Origin of the sequence: Pseudomonas alliivorans, from assembly GCF_017826695.1 — a bacterium.
GTDB lineage: Bacteria > Pseudomonadota > Gammaproteobacteria > Pseudomonadales > Pseudomonadaceae > Aquipseudomonas > Aquipseudomonas alliivorans.
The window spans coordinates 1035443-1052446 of record NZ_JAFFZW010000001.1; the positions used below are offsets into that span (position 1 = coordinate 1035443).

The 17004-nt window shown below is 58.2% G+C and carries 15 protein-coding genes and 1 rRNA gene; 4 read left to right on the forward strand and 12 right to left on the reverse strand.

Annotated features, from left to right (window positions below; all coding sequences use genetic code 11):
- Window positions 1-22: 22 nt before the first annotated feature.
- From JTJ32_RS04600 to JTJ32_RS04645, 10 genes are all read right to left on the reverse strand, one after another.
- On the reverse strand, window positions 23-1273 hold the full coding sequence (locus tag JTJ32_RS04600; protein ID WP_099228501.1) for a glycosyltransferase family 4 protein: 1251 nt from the start codon (window positions 1271-1273) through the stop codon (window positions 23-25).
- Window positions 1270-2271, reverse strand: coding sequence for a glycosyltransferase (locus tag JTJ32_RS04605; RefSeq protein WP_184320062.1), 1002 nt, complete (start codon window positions 2269-2271; stop codon window positions 1270-1272). Before JTJ32_RS04605 ends, JTJ32_RS04600 begins: the two co-directional genes overlap by 4 nt.
- A 77-nt stretch (window positions 2272-2348) precedes the next feature.
- Window positions 2349-2861, reverse strand: coding sequence for a transcription/translation regulatory transformer protein RfaH (gene rfaH / locus JTJ32_RS04610; RefSeq protein ID WP_099228503.1), 513 nt, complete (start codon window positions 2859-2861; stop codon window positions 2349-2351).
- A gap of 4 nt (window positions 2862-2865) precedes the next feature.
- A complete protein-coding gene (locus JTJ32_RS04615) occupies window positions 2866-3654 on the reverse strand; it encodes a WbqC family protein (RefSeq protein WP_210041078.1) in 789 nt (262 codons plus the stop codon).
- Between the two features lie 44 nt (window positions 3655-3698).
- Entirely contained in the window at window positions 3699-5915 is a 2217-nt protein-coding gene (locus JTJ32_RS04620; RefSeq protein WP_210041080.1) for a polysaccharide biosynthesis tyrosine autokinase, read from the reverse strand.
- Entirely contained in the window at window positions 5916-6368 is a 453-nt protein-coding gene (locus JTJ32_RS04625; RefSeq protein ID WP_099228506.1) for a low molecular weight protein-tyrosine-phosphatase, read from the reverse strand. It lies immediately after the preceding gene.
- A complete protein-coding gene (locus tag JTJ32_RS04630) occupies window positions 6358-7299 on the reverse strand; it encodes a glycosyltransferase family 2 protein (protein WP_099228507.1) in 942 nt (313 codons plus the stop codon). Before JTJ32_RS04630 ends, JTJ32_RS04625 begins: the two co-directional genes overlap by 11 nt.
- 3 nt (window positions 7300-7302) lie before the next feature.
- Entirely contained in the window at window positions 7303-8817 is a 1515-nt protein-coding gene (locus JTJ32_RS04635) for a lipopolysaccharide biosynthesis protein (RefSeq protein WP_210041082.1), read from the reverse strand.
- A gap of 5 nt (window positions 8818-8822) precedes the next feature.
- Window positions 8823-9944: a DegT/DnrJ/EryC1/StrS family aminotransferase gene (locus JTJ32_RS04640; RefSeq protein WP_099228508.1), complete on the reverse strand. Its 1122-nt coding sequence runs from the start codon at window positions 9942-9944 to the stop codon at window positions 8823-8825.
- A 45-nt stretch (window positions 9945-9989) separates the two neighbouring features.
- Window positions 9990-10790 (reverse strand): hypothetical protein, encoded by an 801-nt coding sequence (locus tag JTJ32_RS04645; protein WP_099228509.1) that lies wholly within the window; start codon window positions 10788-10790, stop codon window positions 9990-9992.
- A 106-nt stretch (window positions 10791-10896) separates the two neighbouring features.
- On the opposite strand from JTJ32_RS04645, the gene JTJ32_RS04650 reads away from it, so the two are divergent.
- The 3 genes from JTJ32_RS04650 to JTJ32_RS04660 all read left to right on the forward strand — a co-directional run bounded on the left by JTJ32_RS04650 (window position 10897) and on the right by JTJ32_RS04660 (window position 14798).
- Window positions 10897-11103 (forward strand): hypothetical protein, encoded by a 207-nt coding sequence (locus tag JTJ32_RS04650; RefSeq protein ID WP_099228510.1) that lies wholly within the window; start codon window positions 10897-10899, stop codon window positions 11101-11103.
- Window positions 11104-11753: 650 nt separating this feature from the next.
- On the forward strand, window positions 11754-12932 hold the full coding sequence (locus JTJ32_RS04655) for a cysteine desulfurase family protein (protein ID WP_099228511.1): 1179 nt from the start codon (window positions 11754-11756) through the stop codon (window positions 12930-12932).
- A 57-nt stretch (window positions 12933-12989) separates the two neighbouring features.
- Window positions 12990-14798 (forward strand): aminopeptidase P family protein, encoded by a 1809-nt coding sequence (locus tag JTJ32_RS04660; RefSeq protein ID WP_099228512.1) that lies wholly within the window; start codon window positions 12990-12992, stop codon window positions 14796-14798.
- Between the two features lie 23 nt (window positions 14799-14821).
- Here JTJ32_RS04660 and JTJ32_RS04665 read toward each other — a convergent pair whose 3' ends face one another.
- Together JTJ32_RS04665 and rhtA are read right to left on the reverse strand one after the other, a co-directional pair.
- Window positions 14822-15136 (reverse strand): hypothetical protein, encoded by a 315-nt coding sequence (locus JTJ32_RS04665; RefSeq protein ID WP_099228513.1) that lies wholly within the window; start codon window positions 15134-15136, stop codon window positions 14822-14824.
- A gap of 173 nt (window positions 15137-15309) precedes the next feature.
- A complete protein-coding gene (rhtA, locus tag JTJ32_RS04670) occupies window positions 15310-16197 on the reverse strand; it encodes a threonine/homoserine exporter RhtA (protein ID WP_210041084.1) in 888 nt (295 codons plus the stop codon).
- Window positions 16198-16849: 652 nt separating this feature from the next.
- Here rhtA and JTJ32_RS04675 point away from each other — a divergent pair.
- Window positions 16850-17004, forward strand: a 16S ribosomal RNA gene (locus tag JTJ32_RS04675); the annotation flags it as partial.

The window sequence follows — 17004 nt, forward strand, 5'->3', positions numbered from 1 at the left end:
TGCATCGTGGAATTGCCCGATCCTAGACCGGGTTGTACTGGCGCTGGTCGGGTGTTGTGATGCTGTCCAGTACGGTCTGGGCAAAGAGCGTCTCGTACTGATCCAGCATCAGGTCCAGGTTCAGCAGCGACGCGACGCTGTTGCGCGCCTGAGCACTGAGTCGTGCCAGGAGGCGGGGCTGCTGGTGCAGCTTGAGCATCGCCAGCCCCAATGAGTCGGGATCGTCCGGGCTGCACAACAGGCCGTTGAGCTGGTCCTGGATGATTTCTGTCAACCCTCCCATGCGGCTGGCAATGACCGGACGGGAATAGGCACAGGCCTCCACGGCTACCATGCCGAACGGCTCGTTCCAGATGGACGGCACCACGGCCACGTCGATCTGGCTGTAGAACGTTTCGGGCTTCTGGTAACCGACAAAGCTGATGTTCGGTGAGGTCACCATGGCCTTGAAGCGTTTCTCGTCGTTGATCTGTCCGCGTCCGGCAATCTGCAGCGTTGCGTTGAATGGCAGATGTTGAAACTGATCGATCAGCCAGCCCACGCCCTTCGAGTCCGACAGGGTGCCCAGATAGCCAAAACGCAGCGGCGCGTTGCTCGGCTCTGCCGTTTGCGGATCAATACTGCGTGGCTGTGGCAGGGCAATCGGTATGGGACTTGCGTTGTGCACCACGTAGCTTTTGGCACCCTTGAAATAGCCTTGGGCCTGCAACGTGTCGAGCATGTACTGACTGACGCCCACCACCGTGCTGACCTGGGCCGAGCGCTCGTCATGTCCCTTGCGAAACTGCTTGCACATCACGCATTGGCGCTGGCAGCTGTGGCCTTTCTTGAACATGGTGCTGCTGGGACAGAGCAGATAGAGGTCGTGAAGGACTTGAACGATGGGACGGCCTGACGCCGTGATTTCATCCCACGCCGAGACCGACCAGCCGGTCAGGTTATGGCACACCACCAGGTCCGGCTGCTCCATTTCCATGACCTGACTGACGTACTCGCGCATGCCCACGTTGTAGCGGTCACGCAGGTGCCAGCCGAGGCGGATCAGACGGCCGGGCCGCTGCGCTGTGAAATGCCAGTACAGGTTATGCAGGCCGGCGCGGTAAACCTTGATCTGGTTGACGGCGGTCATGTGCAATCCGGGTTGGTCCGTGGTGGCCAGCACGGCAACCGCGTGGCCACGCTTCTGCAGGCCTTCGACCGTGCGCTGCAGGATGATTTCCGCGCCGCCGCCGATGTCAGGTGCATAGAGGCTGCTGATGAAGAGGATTTTCATAGAGGATATGACCTGTTGAGGCCCAGCACGCCAGCCTCGCCATCGTGGATGGCCTGCTCGATCAGGCTCAGGCGCTGTCCGGCATCACAACGCCTGGCGATCACGCGCAGCAGGCAGAAAAACACCCAGCGGTTGAGTCGGTAGAGCAGAGGGGACGACGCCCAGACGTTTTTGTCGAACCAGGCCTGATTGCGTGCCCCGTAATAGGCACGCAGATCCGAACCGGCCAGCAGATAGTTTTCGTAGACATTTCGGGTGCGTGCCTTGATGTTCCAGGAGTCTTCCAGGTCATCGAGCAGCGCCTCGGGCACCAGATAAATCCGCCCGCCACCCGCGGTGATTCGCCAGGTGTACTCACTGTCATCGGCATACAGCTTCAGTGCTTCCAGCGGCAGGCCGATCTTGACGTAAAGGCTGCGATGGGCCAGTAATCCGCCGTAGGTGGCGAAGGGCAATTGGACTGTCTGTGGCACAGCGTGATCGGCCACCGGTTTGCCCCATGGCAGACGACGCCAGATTTTGTAAGGCAGTTGCGCGATGTGAAAGCCGAAGAAGCTCGATCTCAGCTGAACCGCGTATCGTCGGGGTACGCCTGCTGCGATGTCAGCCTGATGGGTGGGACGAAACCCGAGCACGGCGGTCTTGTCTCGCCCATCGATGCTTTCCCGTTGATGGAGATGATGGTGAAGCACTTCGATGGCGTTGATGGTGGGGGCGTTGTCGTCATCCATCAGCCATATGTACTCGGCCCCGGCATCCAGCGCGGCCTGAATGCCGACCGAATAGCCATGTGCCGAACCTGTGTTGTGCTCCAGCCGGATGACCTCGACCTGACCGGGCCACTTGCTGCTCAGATTCTGCAGCGGCGCGACCGAAGCGTTACTGACAATGATGACCCGCTCGATCAATGGGCTTTCAAGCGAGCGGCTGACCAGCGTGTGCAGGTAGTTGAAACGATCACCATAGGTGAGCGTCACCAGGGTGGTCCGGTGGGTCATGGTCTGTTTCCGGTGGTGGCTTGAAGGGGAACGCCGATGGTCATGATGTGGCTGGCTGGCATGCACTGCGCGAGCCCTCAAGCCCGCGCTTCCATCCGCGTCAGACTGCTGATCGGCAAAACGACCTTCTGCTGACGTTGCAGCATGTTGAGCAGGATCACGGCGCGCTCGGTGCCATCAGTGGCCAGGAAGATGGCTTCGACATCGCAAAAGCCTCCCGCTTTGATCAGCACCGGCTCGCCTTGGGTAAACACAATCCTTGGGACGGGAGCAGACAGGCGCTCGCGGATCTGCTCGATCAGCTCGTCACGCACCGGCACCGGGTGGCCGCCGAAGGTGACGATGCGGGCCACGCCGCGTGTCGAGCGGATCGGGTACCAGTTGTCGTGTACCTGATCCATGCGGATGAACAGGTAGCCCGGGAACAGTTCTTCCTCGATCGGCGTACGGTTGCTGCGCTTTCTTTCCCCTGACTTGAGTGGCCGGTAGCACTCGAAATGCTGGCGCTGCAGGTGCTCCTCGGCACGGGCTTCCTGACGGGGTTTGGTCTGAATCAGATACCAGCGGGCGGGGCGCTCGGACATGGACATGGGGTCACTCCACTGCCAGTTGCGGGGAAGGGGCAAGTGTTGCGTCAGAGCCAATCCGCACACAGGTATCGTTGGCAACCTGCAGATCGTGAGTCGTGCAATGACTCAGCAGCGCCTGAACCTGTTCCAGACTGTTGAACATCAACACGTCAATGATCGACAGATCACTGACGAAGGGCTGGCCCAACTGTGGATACGTGAAGGGTCGCATAGAGAAAAAGCGCAGCAGCAGACCATTGCGGGCAAAGCGGTCGCGGTCGTAAAGCTGAAGGCCACCCAGCGGGTTGAGCACCGAACTGGCGGACAGCGCGTGAGCGACCCGGATCACCCGGTCCTGCTTGTCGGTGCACTGGTTGATCTTCAGGTCGGAGCCCCGAACCATTGGCGTATCGATTTGCAGATAAGCGCACAGCTCGCGCAAGGCGTTCTCCGCATACAGCGCCAGGTTGTGCTGCGGATGGCGGATCAGTCGCTCCAGCAACGGCATGACCTGCGCAAAGTACGGCGCCTTGCGGTAGCTCTGAGCGATGATATTGATCAGGCGACTGGCTTCGTCTGCAAAGTTGTCGATCAGGCTGCGCTGCATGATGGGCAGTTCGAAGTGGTCTTTTTTCAGCGGGAAGGTAATCAGCCGGGCCTGACCGTTGCTCAGGATCCGGTTCCGGTTTACCCAGCCCGCCCGGATGTACTGCAGGTCGTCGCCCAGGACGAACACGTCAGCGGCTGCGATCAGCTGGAAATAGCCCAGATAGGGAAACAGGTATGGCTGCATCATTGCTACGGTTCTGGCCATGATTAATTCCTTTTAGGGCTTGAAGAGCGCGTCGTCCGGCGCGTTCATTTGTTGACGGGGTGGTAGTTGTAGCCATACGCCGCGCAGTCGTAGTCCGAGGTGGTTGCCTTGCGGACCACGGCGTTGAAGATGGCGCCCTTGATCAGAATGCCGTTCTGACCGAGGCGGCGTTTGCAGGCCTCGATTTCCTTGAGCGTGGTGATGCCGAAACGCGCGACCAGCAGGCAGGTGCCCGCCTGACGGCCGACCAGCGTGGCATCGGTGACCGCGAGAATGGGCGGGGTGTCCACCAGGATCAGGTCGTACAGGGGCGACAACTCGGTGAGCATCTTGTTGAAGTTGTCATGCATCAGCAGCTCGGAAGGGTTGGGGGCCGCAAAGCCGCAGGAGATGAAATCCAGATGGCGAATCTGGGTGTGATTGATGACCTCGGTGCATTTCAGGCGAGCGGCCAGCGTGTCGGACAGGCCATGTTTGGGTTGCAGGCCGAAGATGCGGTGCAGGTAGCCCTTGCGCATGTCGGCGTCGATGAGCAGTACGCGTTTGCCCGTCTGGGCGATGATGGCGGCCAGGTTGCTGGACACGAATGACTTGCCCGCACCGGGCGACGGGCTGGAAATCATCAGCACGTTGTTGCGCGCTTCGAGCATCGCGAAATGCAGGCTGGTGCGCAGGCTGCGCAAGGACTCGATAGCCAGTTCGTTGGGCGCCGCAATGCTCAGCAGCCGGGATTCCTTGGGAGCACCGCCGCCCTTGGTGGTTTTCTCCAGACGATCCTGCTGGCGGGAGTACGGCAGCGATGCGTAGACCGGCATGCCGCTGTTTTCGATGACTTCGGCACTTTCCACGCCGCGGTAGAACGCCTGGCGAACAAAAATAATGGTCACGGCCACCAGTGCTCCGACCAGCGTGGCCAGCAGCACGACCAGCGTCTTCATCGGCTTCACCGGACGTTCGACGTTGGTGTCTGCGTTGTCGATCACCCGGACGTTACCGATGCTTCCCGCCCGCAGAATGTCCTGTTCCTGACTCTTGTTGAGCATCAGGGTGTAGGTCTGGCTGGTGACCTGCATGTCGCGGGTCAGGCGCAGCAATTCCTGCTGCGTCATAGGCAGGGCCTCGATCTTCTTCAACAGGCCCTGTTTCTGTTGTTCAAGCTGGCTCATCTGACTCATCAGACTGCGATAGGTCGGATGCTCCTGGGTGTACAGCCGTTCGATCTCGACGCGCTTGAGCTTGAGCTCCGACAGCATCGAGTCCAGTTTGACGACCTGATCCAGCACGCCCTTGGTCTCGATGCTCAGGTCCACCGATTTGGCGCTGGTCTGAAAGTTGTTAAGGGCCACTTCGGACTCTTCCAACTGCTTGCGCACCATGGGCAGTTGCGAACGCAGGAACTGCAGGCGCTGTGCGGCTTCGGCCGAGCTGCGCTCAACGTTCTGGCGCACATAGAGGTGGCTGACCTCGTCCAGAATCTTGTTGGCCTTGTCGGCGTCCTGATCCTCGATGGACAGGTAAATGATCCCGGAGTCCTTGCCCGCTTCGGTGATCTTCAAACGATTCTGATAGATCAGTGCCGAGGTCAGTGTTCGCTGGCGCGAAACGGTGAACTCAGTACCAGGATGCGCATGCAGGGCGGCGACCTGGATCTTCACGCCGTTGCCCTCCACGATCCGGTTGATGGCACCGCTGAGCAACAGGTTGTGGTCGCTGTCATACAGCGAAAACTGGCCGGGGTTGCCTGCCACCAGCGTCAGCTTCTCGCCCAGCAGGGCTTCGGGTACTTCCAGCTGGAAGACATCGATTTTCTCGCCGCCCCAGGCGTACTGGGTCATGCCGAACAGTGGCTCGGCCAGCGCACCCTCATATTCAGGCTTGAACGTGCGATAGAGATAAGGCCCGATGACCGGAAAGAAGTCAGGTGTCTGGACAAGATTCAGCTTCAGGTCATCCACTACCTTGCCAAGCAGGGCGCGTGATTTGATCAGTTCGATTTCGGTGGTGGCCTGGGAGACCGACGACGGCTTGTTGTTGACCTCGGGTGTGCCCTCGATACCGACCTTCTTCGGCTCGATCTGGATCATTGCACTGGCCTGAAACACCGGCGTGGCGAGAATGGCGTACGCAAGCCCGGTCAGGAAAAACAGGCTGACGGTCCAGATTATCAAGGCCTTGTGATCGAACAACATGCGCAAGATAGTTGCCAAATCGATCCGGGTGTCCTGGTAATAGTCCAGGGTGGGACGGTTCATGACGGTCATTTATCTTGTTTCTCCTGACTGAAGATGGGGAAGCCAGTCATCGATGCATCGCGAGAGATGCTGATAGGTCTGTTCAAAGGCTGACTTGGGTCGTCGATACGGGTCTGCTATTTCCAGCGTGTGCTGCCACTTGCCGAGCAGGAAAGTTCTGCCGCGCACTTCCGGCGCCAGCTTGAGAATTCGGGGAACGTGGGCCTGCTCCATGAGCAGGATCAGGTCCGCCTGAAGGAGCAGATGCCGGTTTACCTGTCGAGCTTCATGGCGGCGGGTCGGTACCTGATGCGACTGCAGGACCGCCTTGGCCAGCGGGTCCATCGCCGAGCCGGACAGCGCGGCAATGCCTGCCGACTGAACGCGTACATCCGGGTCTGTCAGACGATGACGCAACAGCGCCACCGCCATCGGGCTGCGGCAGATGTTGCCAACGCACACCACCAGCACGTTACTGAACATGGGCTTTGCCGGTGGCGGACCAGAGTCGTTTGCTCAGGTTGACGGCGAAATTGCGCGCCACCATCAACAGCGTCTGAAGCTTGTGGCGCGGTTCCAGTGCCGACAGCGACAGGCAGACGTTTTGCATCAGGAAGTACTCGTACAACGCCTGGTTGCCGAGGCGGTTGTAGTAGTTGGCCAGGCTTGAGCAGGTCTGCAGACTCATGTGCAACTTGCGTTTGTCGCTGCGCATCGAGAACACGCCACCCGGATGCAACCGGTAAGCAGCCGGTTTGATCTCGGCCATGAACTTGCCCTTGCCGTGGGCACCCAGCAGTGACCACCAGCACAGGTCATTCAACGGCGCGATGCGAATGTGCAGTTCGGGCGGCATGGCGCTGAACACATTGCGAAAACAGGTGGTCAGGGTCGAAATACGGCGCGCCTTCTGCAGCTCCAGGCTCGTGGCGTCGCTGCGCAGGTTGCCTTGCAACTGAATGCCGTACTGGCCGTTCTCGTCGAACGCGAACGCATCGTGGTAGGTGATGACGTAGTCAGGATGGCTTTCAAGAAAATCCACTTGCAGTTGCAGCTTGCGCGGGTCGGTCCAGTAGTCGTCGGCCTCGCAGTAGGCGATGTAACGCCCGCGCGCCTTGGCGAACAGGTTCGGTACGCAGGGAATGCCCTGACTGTACTGGTTGGTCTGCTGATAGAAAGGCCGGATGATCGTCGGGTGGCGCTCGGTGTACTGCGCAATGATGCGCGCCGTTGCGTCGGTAGAGGCATCGTCGTGGACCAGAATCTCGTAGCTGAACGAGGTTTGCTGCGACAGAAAGCCGTCCAGCGTCTGGGCGATGAACGCCTCCTGATTGTAGGCCGGGCAAACGATGCTCAGCAGTGGCGTCTGGGGCTCCGGACGCGTTGTGCCGGCGGTTTTTGCAGTGACATCCATGGCTCATGTACTCGGTTTGCTGAACAAGATGTAGATCTTCAATGCCAGTGGCTTGTAGCTCGCGGCGACCAGCGCAAGGGTGATGAAGCCGCTCGCCGCCAGAGCCAGAAACAGGCTGACGCGGCTCTGACCGGCAATCAGGTCGAACGCCGGCTGACTGATGAAAAGGCCCGCGGCGGTCATCACGCTGATGCGCAGGACGTCGCGCAGCCACTGGCCATGAATGCCCGGTGCGAGACGTTGATGGACGATCATTGGCCAGATGGCGAACGACGCTGCACGCAGAAAGAACCAGGCCAGCGCCGCGCCGTAAACGCCTTGAAAGTGAATGGCCAGAAACAGCGTCGGTACGGTGATGACGGCTGAAATGACGCTGTACCAGAGGTGCAGATGCATCTGGCCGTAGGCGTACTGCAGGTAGAACTGAAAGGCGCTGGCTGCCATGATCGCGCTGCCCAGCGCATACCAGCTCAGGATCGGCCGACTCCAGCGGGCGGCGTCCGCATCGCCTGTCCAGGCGAGCACCAACGGTTCGGCATGGAGAGCAATGACTGCCGCCAGTGGGAACAGAAAGGTGCAGACGAAACGATGGGCTGCCAGAAACAGGGCGTGCATGTCATCGCGTCTGCCCTCGGCCATCAGCACGGTCAGGCGTGGCAGCAGGGTCTGAACCAGCGGATTGGTCAGCATCATGATGCCGGTGGTCATCAACGCCACCAGTGAGAAATAACCGTACTGGTCCAGCGGCAGCAGGCTGGACAGCAACGCCTTGTCCATTTGTGTCAGCACGATCCATAGCACCGCGCTGAACGACATGCTGGCTGCGAAGGGCAGGATCGGCCTGACCAGATACCAGTCCAGACCGGTGGACCAACGGGCAACCGGCATTTGCTGCCAGGCGCGGGTCGCGAAGATCAAGGCTTCGATCAGCCCCACGATCACCTGAAACTCAAAGAAGTCCTGTGGATCCTGCGAGAACTGGCTGACCAGCACCAGGCCGCCGAAATAGCGCAGGGTGGCGATCAGCACGTTGACCGCATTCAGCCAGCCGTGTTGCTCAAGGCCCTGAATGCCGCTTTTGTACAGGGTCGAATACAACCGCAGCGCAATCACCACGCCCATCAGACCGATGCAGTTGATCAGTGTCTGCGGTTGCAGCGTGTTGGCGTTGAGCCAGTGCGTGGCAATCCACGGGCTGGTCAGGTAAATCGTCGTGCAACTGATGATCGCCATCGGCAGAAACATCAGTTCGAAAGACCGCAGCAGACGGCCCGCTGTATGTTCGCCGGCAGGCGTCCCTTGCCCGTGAGCCACGGCACGCACCAGGCTGGGTGACAATCCTGCATCGAGCAATTGCAGCCACGCCTGCAGCACCGTGAAGAACCCGATCAGTCCATATACCTCGGCGCCAAGATGGCCGAGGTAGAAGGGCAGGATCAGAATGCCGACCAGCAGGACGTAGGCCTGGCCCAAATAGTTCAGGGCGGTGTTGCGAATAACGGACCGTTTGTTGGACATGTTGATCAAATGACCTGAGCGATGGCAGGGCTTTGGTAACTCAGGCGGTCCAGGCTGCATGATTCAAGCAGAGTCTGGATGATCCGGTCCTGGTCATCCTTGAGCAGACCGGGGTAGATCGGCAGGCATAGCACGCGCTCGCTCAACGCACGGGAGACGGGCTGTCCTGGTTGCGGTTGCAGGTACTCGAGGGTGTCCAGCGACGGGTAGAAGTAGCGGCGGGGATTGATTTCGCGCAGGTTGAGCGCCGCCCGCACCTCCAGCAGCGCCTGTTCGTCACGCAGGCCTATCGGGTAATAGCTGTGGTTCAGCTCGCTGTCGGCCTGCGGCTCCTGCAGATCCAGATAGTTTTCAAGCCGTGAGGTGTAGCGATGGGCAATCTCGGCACGTTCTTCGAGGATGTTCTCGATGTTGTCCAGAATGCACAGCCCCATGGCCGCCGAGAACTCATTGAGCTTGGCGTTGATGCCAATGCCGTCAATCTTGTCGACGTCTGCAATGCCGAAGTTGCACAGCAGATAGGCGCGCCGGGCCAGTTCGTCATCATTGGTGATGATCGCGCCGCCTTCAATAGTGTGGAACAGCTTGGTCGCATGGAAGCTGAGCGTGCTGATATCGCCCCGATTGAGCACTGACTGACCGGCGTGACGTACGGCAAACGCATGGGCTCCGTCATACACGACCTTGAGTTTGTGCTTGCTTGCGATCTGCTCGATGGCATCTACCGCGCATGGGTTACCGAACACGTGGGTGCCGACGATAGCGGTGGTGTCTTCTTCGATACGGCTTTCGATGTGCCGGGGCGAAATGTTCCAGGTGCCAGGGTCGATATCGGCGAAGATCGGCCGTATGCCCTCCCACTGCAACGAACTGCTGGTCGCCACAAAGCTGAACGGTGTTGTGACGGCGCTGCCACTCAGACCCAGCGCGCGATACGCCACTTGCAGGGCCAGGGTGCCGTTATTGGTCAGGATGATATGCCGGACCCCCAGATACTCCTTGAGCCTGTTTTCAAGCTCGCCAGCCAGCGGACCGTGATTGGTCAGCCAGCCACGTGCGTAGATCCCCTCGACATACCGCTTGAACTTGTCGATATCACCAAGGTAGGTCTTGGTCACGTTAATCATCGAAGCCTCCATGTTCCTGTGGATCAGTGTGTAGCGAGGGTTGATTCAGAGCGTCGGCGACTGCCGTGTATCGGTCTTCGGAGGCGAACTGCCGGTCTGCGCGCTGACACGTGCAGCCCGTTGTTGGGTGTGGTCGAGAATCAGGCGAGTCACCCGGCTGCCACTGTGCGGGTCACCGAAATGGAAGATCGCCGTCGCACGTTTGAGGCCAGGGCTGCAGGCCTGATTGGCATGCAGGGTGCGATAACCCCAGAACAGGTAAATATCGCCGGGTTGCAGTTTCAGTACCTTGGGCTTGAGCCATCCTCGCCTGATCGCAATGCGCATGGCCCAGCGCGTGAGGCGGTTTTGCAGCAGCAACTTCTCGATGATGTTGAGTGCGATGTGCTGACGGACGTTGCGCAGATTGGGGAACAGCATCAGGTCGCCACATTCTTCTCCCTCTGTCGGGATGTAGATCGGGATCAGTGCGGTCACCAGGCTGGCGTCATAGTGAAAGCAGTTGGACTCGCGCAAACCCTGTTCGCCTTGCACGCAGCGCAACACAGGAAAGATCTGATCGCTGATGCTTCGCTGCTGTGCACCGTGCTCATAGAGTTGGCCCAGCAGGTGTTTGAATTCAGGTGTCGACCACAGGCTGGCCAACAGGCTCTCGCTCAATGCCGTTTCGCCGTGATAGGCGAAGTATTCACCGGGGTGTTGCGAGGCCTGTCGGTCGGTAAAGGCCCTTAACTGTTCGAGATCGGTTTCATTGAGTACGTTCTTTAATATTGCAAAACCCCGGGTATCCATGTCCTGGGCCAAGTGTTGAACATGTTGCGTATTAAAATCGGGTAGGCAGGGCATTCGGTGGCACCTCGGTTCAGGGGAGGCGGACAACCAAATACATATAACTGGCTGCTGAGTGGGAAAACGGTCTATCGGGCACGCTACCGCCCGAATCATGCGATCCATGCTCTACATCTATCCGACGAATGCCCACGCGACACTTGGTTACCACTGCATCGAGTGGCAGATTGCTTCAGGCAATGCTACCGCCACACCGAACGCGTTCAGTAAATTCAAGGCTTTTATGAGTCAACAGACATCCACCGGCGCCGATAAGGCACTGTGGAAACAACTAACTTCGCGGGCAGAACTGCAAATAGCGATAGCTTGACAACATCCAGCGCCGTGCACTGTGGCATTAGCGTACAAACCAGGAGGTGTCTGACAGTGCTATATATTGGTAGCGTCAGCGATTCTGTCAAATTATTTCGTCAGCTTTCTGTTAAATTTTTGATAAATGGTTTCATTCAATGACTAATTCATTGATTTTACTGGGCGTCAAAAAACAACCATTATGCAGAGCCTGTGAATTGACAGTTTTCAGGCGTCTTTACAGTGTGTGATTCCTGTCAATCCAGTGATCGCAGACTGATTCAAATCAGTCACGGTGTGTGATTGTTTCAATACGTGGTAAAGCGGATTTTATTACCTGTGAGTGCCTGAAGTGATGGCGGGGGCGGTCAAGTGGGACGTTTTGCTGACGTGGAAAATGCGTTTGGGCACGGCGCGCTGGCGAACTTTCTGTAAAACCCGGACCCATCGGACAGGCGGTAGAGTGAATTCAAGTGCTGAAGCACGTCCATCACGCAACTGATGTATTGCGTGCTTGGTCTTTATATTTAAAAAGAATATACAAATATCAATTGATAATTTTTGGTTCTATGGTGGGTCGTGCATGATGACCTCACAGGCCTGATCGCGATGGCTCGGTGATCAGTTGGATATTGCATCGCGCAGGCCACGCCAGTCAGAGGAATCGCCATGAAAGAGTCAGCCCTGTATTTCGATTACGCCGCCACCACGCCTGTCGACGAGCGCGTCATCCAGGTGATGGTCGAGTGCCTAGGCCTGTCGGGCAATTTTGGAAATCCTGCTTCCAGTTCCCACGGCTTCGGAAGGAGCGCCCGCCTGACGGTCGAGAACGCCCGTCAGCAGGTTGCGGGTCTGGTGGGGGCTCGGGCCTCACAGATCATTTGGACCTCCGGGGCGACAGAGTCGAACAATCTGGCCTTGAAGGGGGTCGCCCAGGAGCGGGCAGGGCGCGTTGACAAGCCAGGCGGGCATATCATCACCAGCCAGATCGAACACAAGGCGGTGCTCGATACCGCACAGCAGTTGCAGGCGAGTGGTTTCACCGTCACCTACCTGGCACCTGATGCCGACGGTCTGATCAGCGCCGATGCCGTCAGTGCCGCCTTGCGTGAGGACACTTTTCTGGTGTCACTCATGCTGGTCAATAACGAATTGGGTACGGTCAATGATGTCGCCGAGATCGGTCGGCGTGTCCGCAGCCATGGCGCGCTGCTGCATGTCGATGCGGCGCAGGGCGCGGGCAAGGTCAGGATTGACCTGAACAGTCTTGCCGTCGATCTGATGTCATTTTCCGCTCACAAGATCTACGGCCCCAAAGGCATTGGTGCCTTGTACGTCGGCCCCCGCGCGCAGCAGCGCGTCCTGGCGCAGATTCATGGCGGGGGACATGAATCCGGATTGCGTTCCGGTACCCTGGCCACCCACCAGATTGCGGGTATGGGCGCCGCGTTCGCGTTGGCAGGCGAAACGTTTGATCAGGAGCTTTCGGAAATCGAACGCCTGAACACTCTGCTTCGCGAGCAACTGCGCGGCATACCCGGCATTTGTATAAATGGCAGCCCTTCGAGAAGGATTGCCCATACGCTGAGCCTCACCTTCGGTAACCATGACTTGAATGTCGCAGCACTGGGACAGCACCTCGCGTTTTCTTCGACGTCAGCGTGCAATTCAGCGAAAAATACGCCCTCGCACGTCTTGCTTGCGCTGGGCCATAGTCCGCAGGCTGCCAGTCAGACAATCCGCCTGAGCATCGGGCGCTTTACTTGCGAGCAGGACATCGGCCGTGCCGCCGAAGCCATTCGTGCGAGCGTGACCCAGCCTGTGTTCTGGGCAGTTGCTCACGCTTGATGAGTGCTCCATTATCTGACCGGTGATAGCAGCCATTTTCGGTCAGCAGGAGAATCAATGAGTACGCAAGCGAGCGCCAGTAACGCAGTGGCAGAACGATTGGCGCAAACGCGCGCCTTGATGAGCAGGGAGCGCATCGATGCCTATCTGGTGCCGTCGGCAGACCCTCATCTTTCCGAGTATTTGCCCGGTTATTGGCAAGGGCGCCAGTGGTTATCGGGTTTCCATGGCTCCGTGGGCACGCTGGTCATCACCCAGAACTTCGCTGGCGTGTGGGCGGACAGTCGCTATTGGGAGCAGGCGACCAAGGAACTGGCCGGCAGTGGCATCGAACTGGTCAAATTGATCCCCGGTCAACAGGGACCGCTGGAGTGGCTCGCTGATCAGGCGACTGCCGAAACTGTGGTTGCGGTTGACGGTGCTGTGCTGGCGGTGGCGTCTTCACGCACCCTGGCAAGCAAACTGTATGCGCGCGGTGCGCGGTTGCGGACCGATACCGACCTGCTCATCGAGCTCTGGCAGGATCGCCCAGCCCTGCCGGTCAGCCCGGTCTACGAACACCTGCCGCCCCAGGCGTCGGTCTCGCGCCGCGACAAGCTGAACCTGGTTCGCCAGGCGATGGATGAAAAGGGCGCGGATTGGCATTTCGTTCCGACGCTGGATGACATTGCCTGGCTGTTCAATCTGCGCGGCTCCGACGTTTCGTACAACCCGGTGTTTATCTCGTTTGCCCTGATCGGTCCGCAAAGTGTCACGCTGTTTGTCGACTCGAAGAAAGTGAGTGCCGAGGTCCGTCGGAATCTGGAACTGGATGGCGTCAACCTGATGGAGTACACGCAAATCGGTGCCGCGCTGCGTGAATTGCCAAAGTCTGCACGTCTGCTGATTGACCCGGCTCGAGTGACCTGTGGTCTGCTTGATTACCTGGACAGCGAAGTCACTCTGGTCGAAGGGTTGAATCCGAGCACCTTGCTCAAGTCGCAGAAAACCGAAGCCGACACCGCACATATTCGTCAGGCGATGGAGCAGGATGGCGCTGCGCTCTGTGAATTTTTTGCCTGGCTGGACAATGCGCTGGGGCAGCAGCCAGTCAGCGAGCTGACCATCGATGAAAAACTGACCGCTGCGCGTGAACGCCGTCCGGGTTATATCTCCGCCAGTTTCGCAACCATCGCCGGCTTCAACGCCAATGGCGCCATGCCGCACTACCGGGCGACCGAAGCCGAACACGCGCAGATCGAGGGTAACGGCCTGTTACTGATCGACTCTGGCGGACAATACCTGGGTGGCACCACAGATATCACCCGTATGGTCGCGATAGGCACACCGTCCCTTGAACAGAAGCAGGATTGCGCCCGAGTACTGAAAGGCGTCATCGCGCTCTCGCGTACGCATTTCCCCAAAGGCATCCTGTCCCCTTTGCTTGATGCCATTGCTCGCGCACCGATCTGGACCGAGGGCGTCAATTACGGTCACGGCACGGGTCATGGTGTCGGCTATTTCCTCAACGTGCATGAGGGGCCGCAAGTCATCGCCTATCAGGCTCCGGCCACTCCACAGACGGCCATGCTTGCGGGGATGATCACTTCAATCGAACCTGGAACCTACAGGCCGGGACGCTGGGGCGTGCGCATCGAGAATCTGGTGATCAATCAAGAGGCGGGGCAGACCGAGTTCGGTGAGTTTCTGAAGTTTGAAACCTTGACCCTTTGCCCGATCGATACGCGATGCATCGAGCTTTCGATGCTGAGTCTTGAGGAGCGAGAATGGCTCAATGACTACCATGCCCACGTCAGCCAGCGTTTGAGTCCGCTGCTTGAAGGCACTGCGCTGCAATGGCTGCAGGCGCGGACTGCTGCGATCTGATCCTGGTTTCAGTTGCCGCAGTCTCAGGGCTTCGGCAACTGATTGCTCAACGATGAGCCTTTCTTGCAGACGATGATCATGCTGCGGCTGGTGTAGCCGGCTGGATTGAGGCCGAACGGGTAGTCTTCCGGCTCTTCCTCGGCGTCGCCTGATTTGGCGATGACCTTGAAAGTCCCTGACGTGCAGGCATTGGTCGCAAGCTCGTAGCATTTGGCCCAGGACGATGACAGCCCGGAGCAATTGATATGAATTCCGCGTTTGGTCTGCTTGACTGGTTTCGAGGTTGCCGCACAACCAGCCATGGCCAGAACGGCCACTGCGATAAAGATGTATTTCATTCCTTTCCTTGAGCAAACCATTACGTGAGCGCCTTACGTGCTTGAGTTTCTTATTATGTGTTTCCGGGGTAACGCGCAGATCGAATCTCGAAAACGAGATGGGCTACGGACTAAACATGGCTCAAGCGCGTGACAATTACCAGTGCCTTGTGACTGGTTCCAGACCAACACGTTCAGTCCGCATGCACGAGCTGGGGTTTGGTCGGTGTCGAGCCCAGCGTCGCCCCGATAGAGGCAACGATGATTGCGCTGATGGCCAGCCACTGGGTGAGCGACAGATCCTCGTGGAGAAAAATCAACCCTGACAGGGCGGCAAACACCGGCTCCAGGCTGGCGAGGGTGCCGAAGGTGCGTGCTGACATTCGGGTCAGTGCGACCATCTCCAGGCTGTAGGGCAGGGCGGTCGAAAGAACGGCAACGCCCAGTGCTGCCGGGATCAGCGAAAGATCCAGCAAGGCGGCGCCTGCATGCACCAAGCCAATGGGCGCGATGAAAACGGCCGCGATCGTGACACCCAGCGCTGCGGTCTGAATGCCGTTATCGGCGCCCGCTTTCTGCCCGAACAGTATGTAGGCCGCCCAGCAAACGCCTGCTCCCAGCGCATAACCAGCCCCCACCAGATCGATACGTGTACTCGACTCCCCTAAAGGGATGAGCAGCAGAAGGCCTAGCACAGCCAGGGCCACCCACAGGAAATCGATCAACTTGCGTGATGCCCACAGGGCTACGGCCAACGGCCCGGTGAATTCGAGCGCGACGGCGATACCCAGCGGTACGGTCTGTAATGACATATAGAAGAGCATGTTCATGCTGCCCAGCGAAATGCCGTAGAGCATCACCGTGCGCAATGATCTGGCCGTGAGGCGTGCGCGCCATGGCCGCAACACTAATAGAAGAATCAGGCTGGCGAAGATAAGACGCAGCGCGGTCGTCCCTTGCGCACCGACCACCGGGAAGAGACTCTTGGCCAGAGATGCACCGCTCTGGATCGATATCATTGCGATGATCAGCAATCCCAGAGGGAACAGGAGGGGGGCGATGTTGCGGGGTTTGGCAGACATATCGGTAAAGCGTCCTGTCAGGGAGGTGATGTGATGCGTGGACATGATGCTGAATATTAGGTCATTGGGCAATATATTGCGCACCTGCAAACCCTCTTCTATATAGCAACAGGTATCGAATACCTATTTCTCAGCGTTTTGAAAATAACGGTTGACGCGCTCGTTGAGGTGTCTATAATTCGCCCCACTTCCGGCGCAGACGGAAACGAAAAAGCCTTGCGATTCAATGAGTTACAAGGGTTTGTCGGATGAGGTCAGCGAGGAAGTCGGTCGAGTTTGTTTGAATCGACAGCGGTGAGAAAAAAGAGTTTGACACGCGGTTGTAACGCTGTAGAATTCGCCTCCCGCTGACGAGCAACGCAGAGTTGATCGAAGCGCAAGTGATTGAAGTTGATCAGGAAACTTGGAAAACTTCAGAAAATAATCGCTTGACAGTTACAGAGGACGCTGTAGAATGCGCGCCTCGGTTGAGACGAAAGGCTCAACCCACCGCTCTTTAACAACTGAATCAAGCAATTCGTGTGGGTGCTTGTGGTGTCAGACTGAAGTCAACAGATTATCAGCAACCCAAGTTACTCCGCGAGAAATCAAAGATGTAACCAACGATTGCTGAGCCAAGTTTAGGGTTTTCTCAAAACCCAGTTAGATGTTTGAACTGAAGAGTTTGATCATGGCTCAGATTGAACGCTGGCGGCAGGCCTAACACATGCAAGTCGAGCGGTAGAGAGAAGCTTGCTTCTCTTGAGAGCGGCGGACGGGTGAGTAATGCCTAGGAATCTGCCTGGTAGTGGGGGATAACGCTCGGAA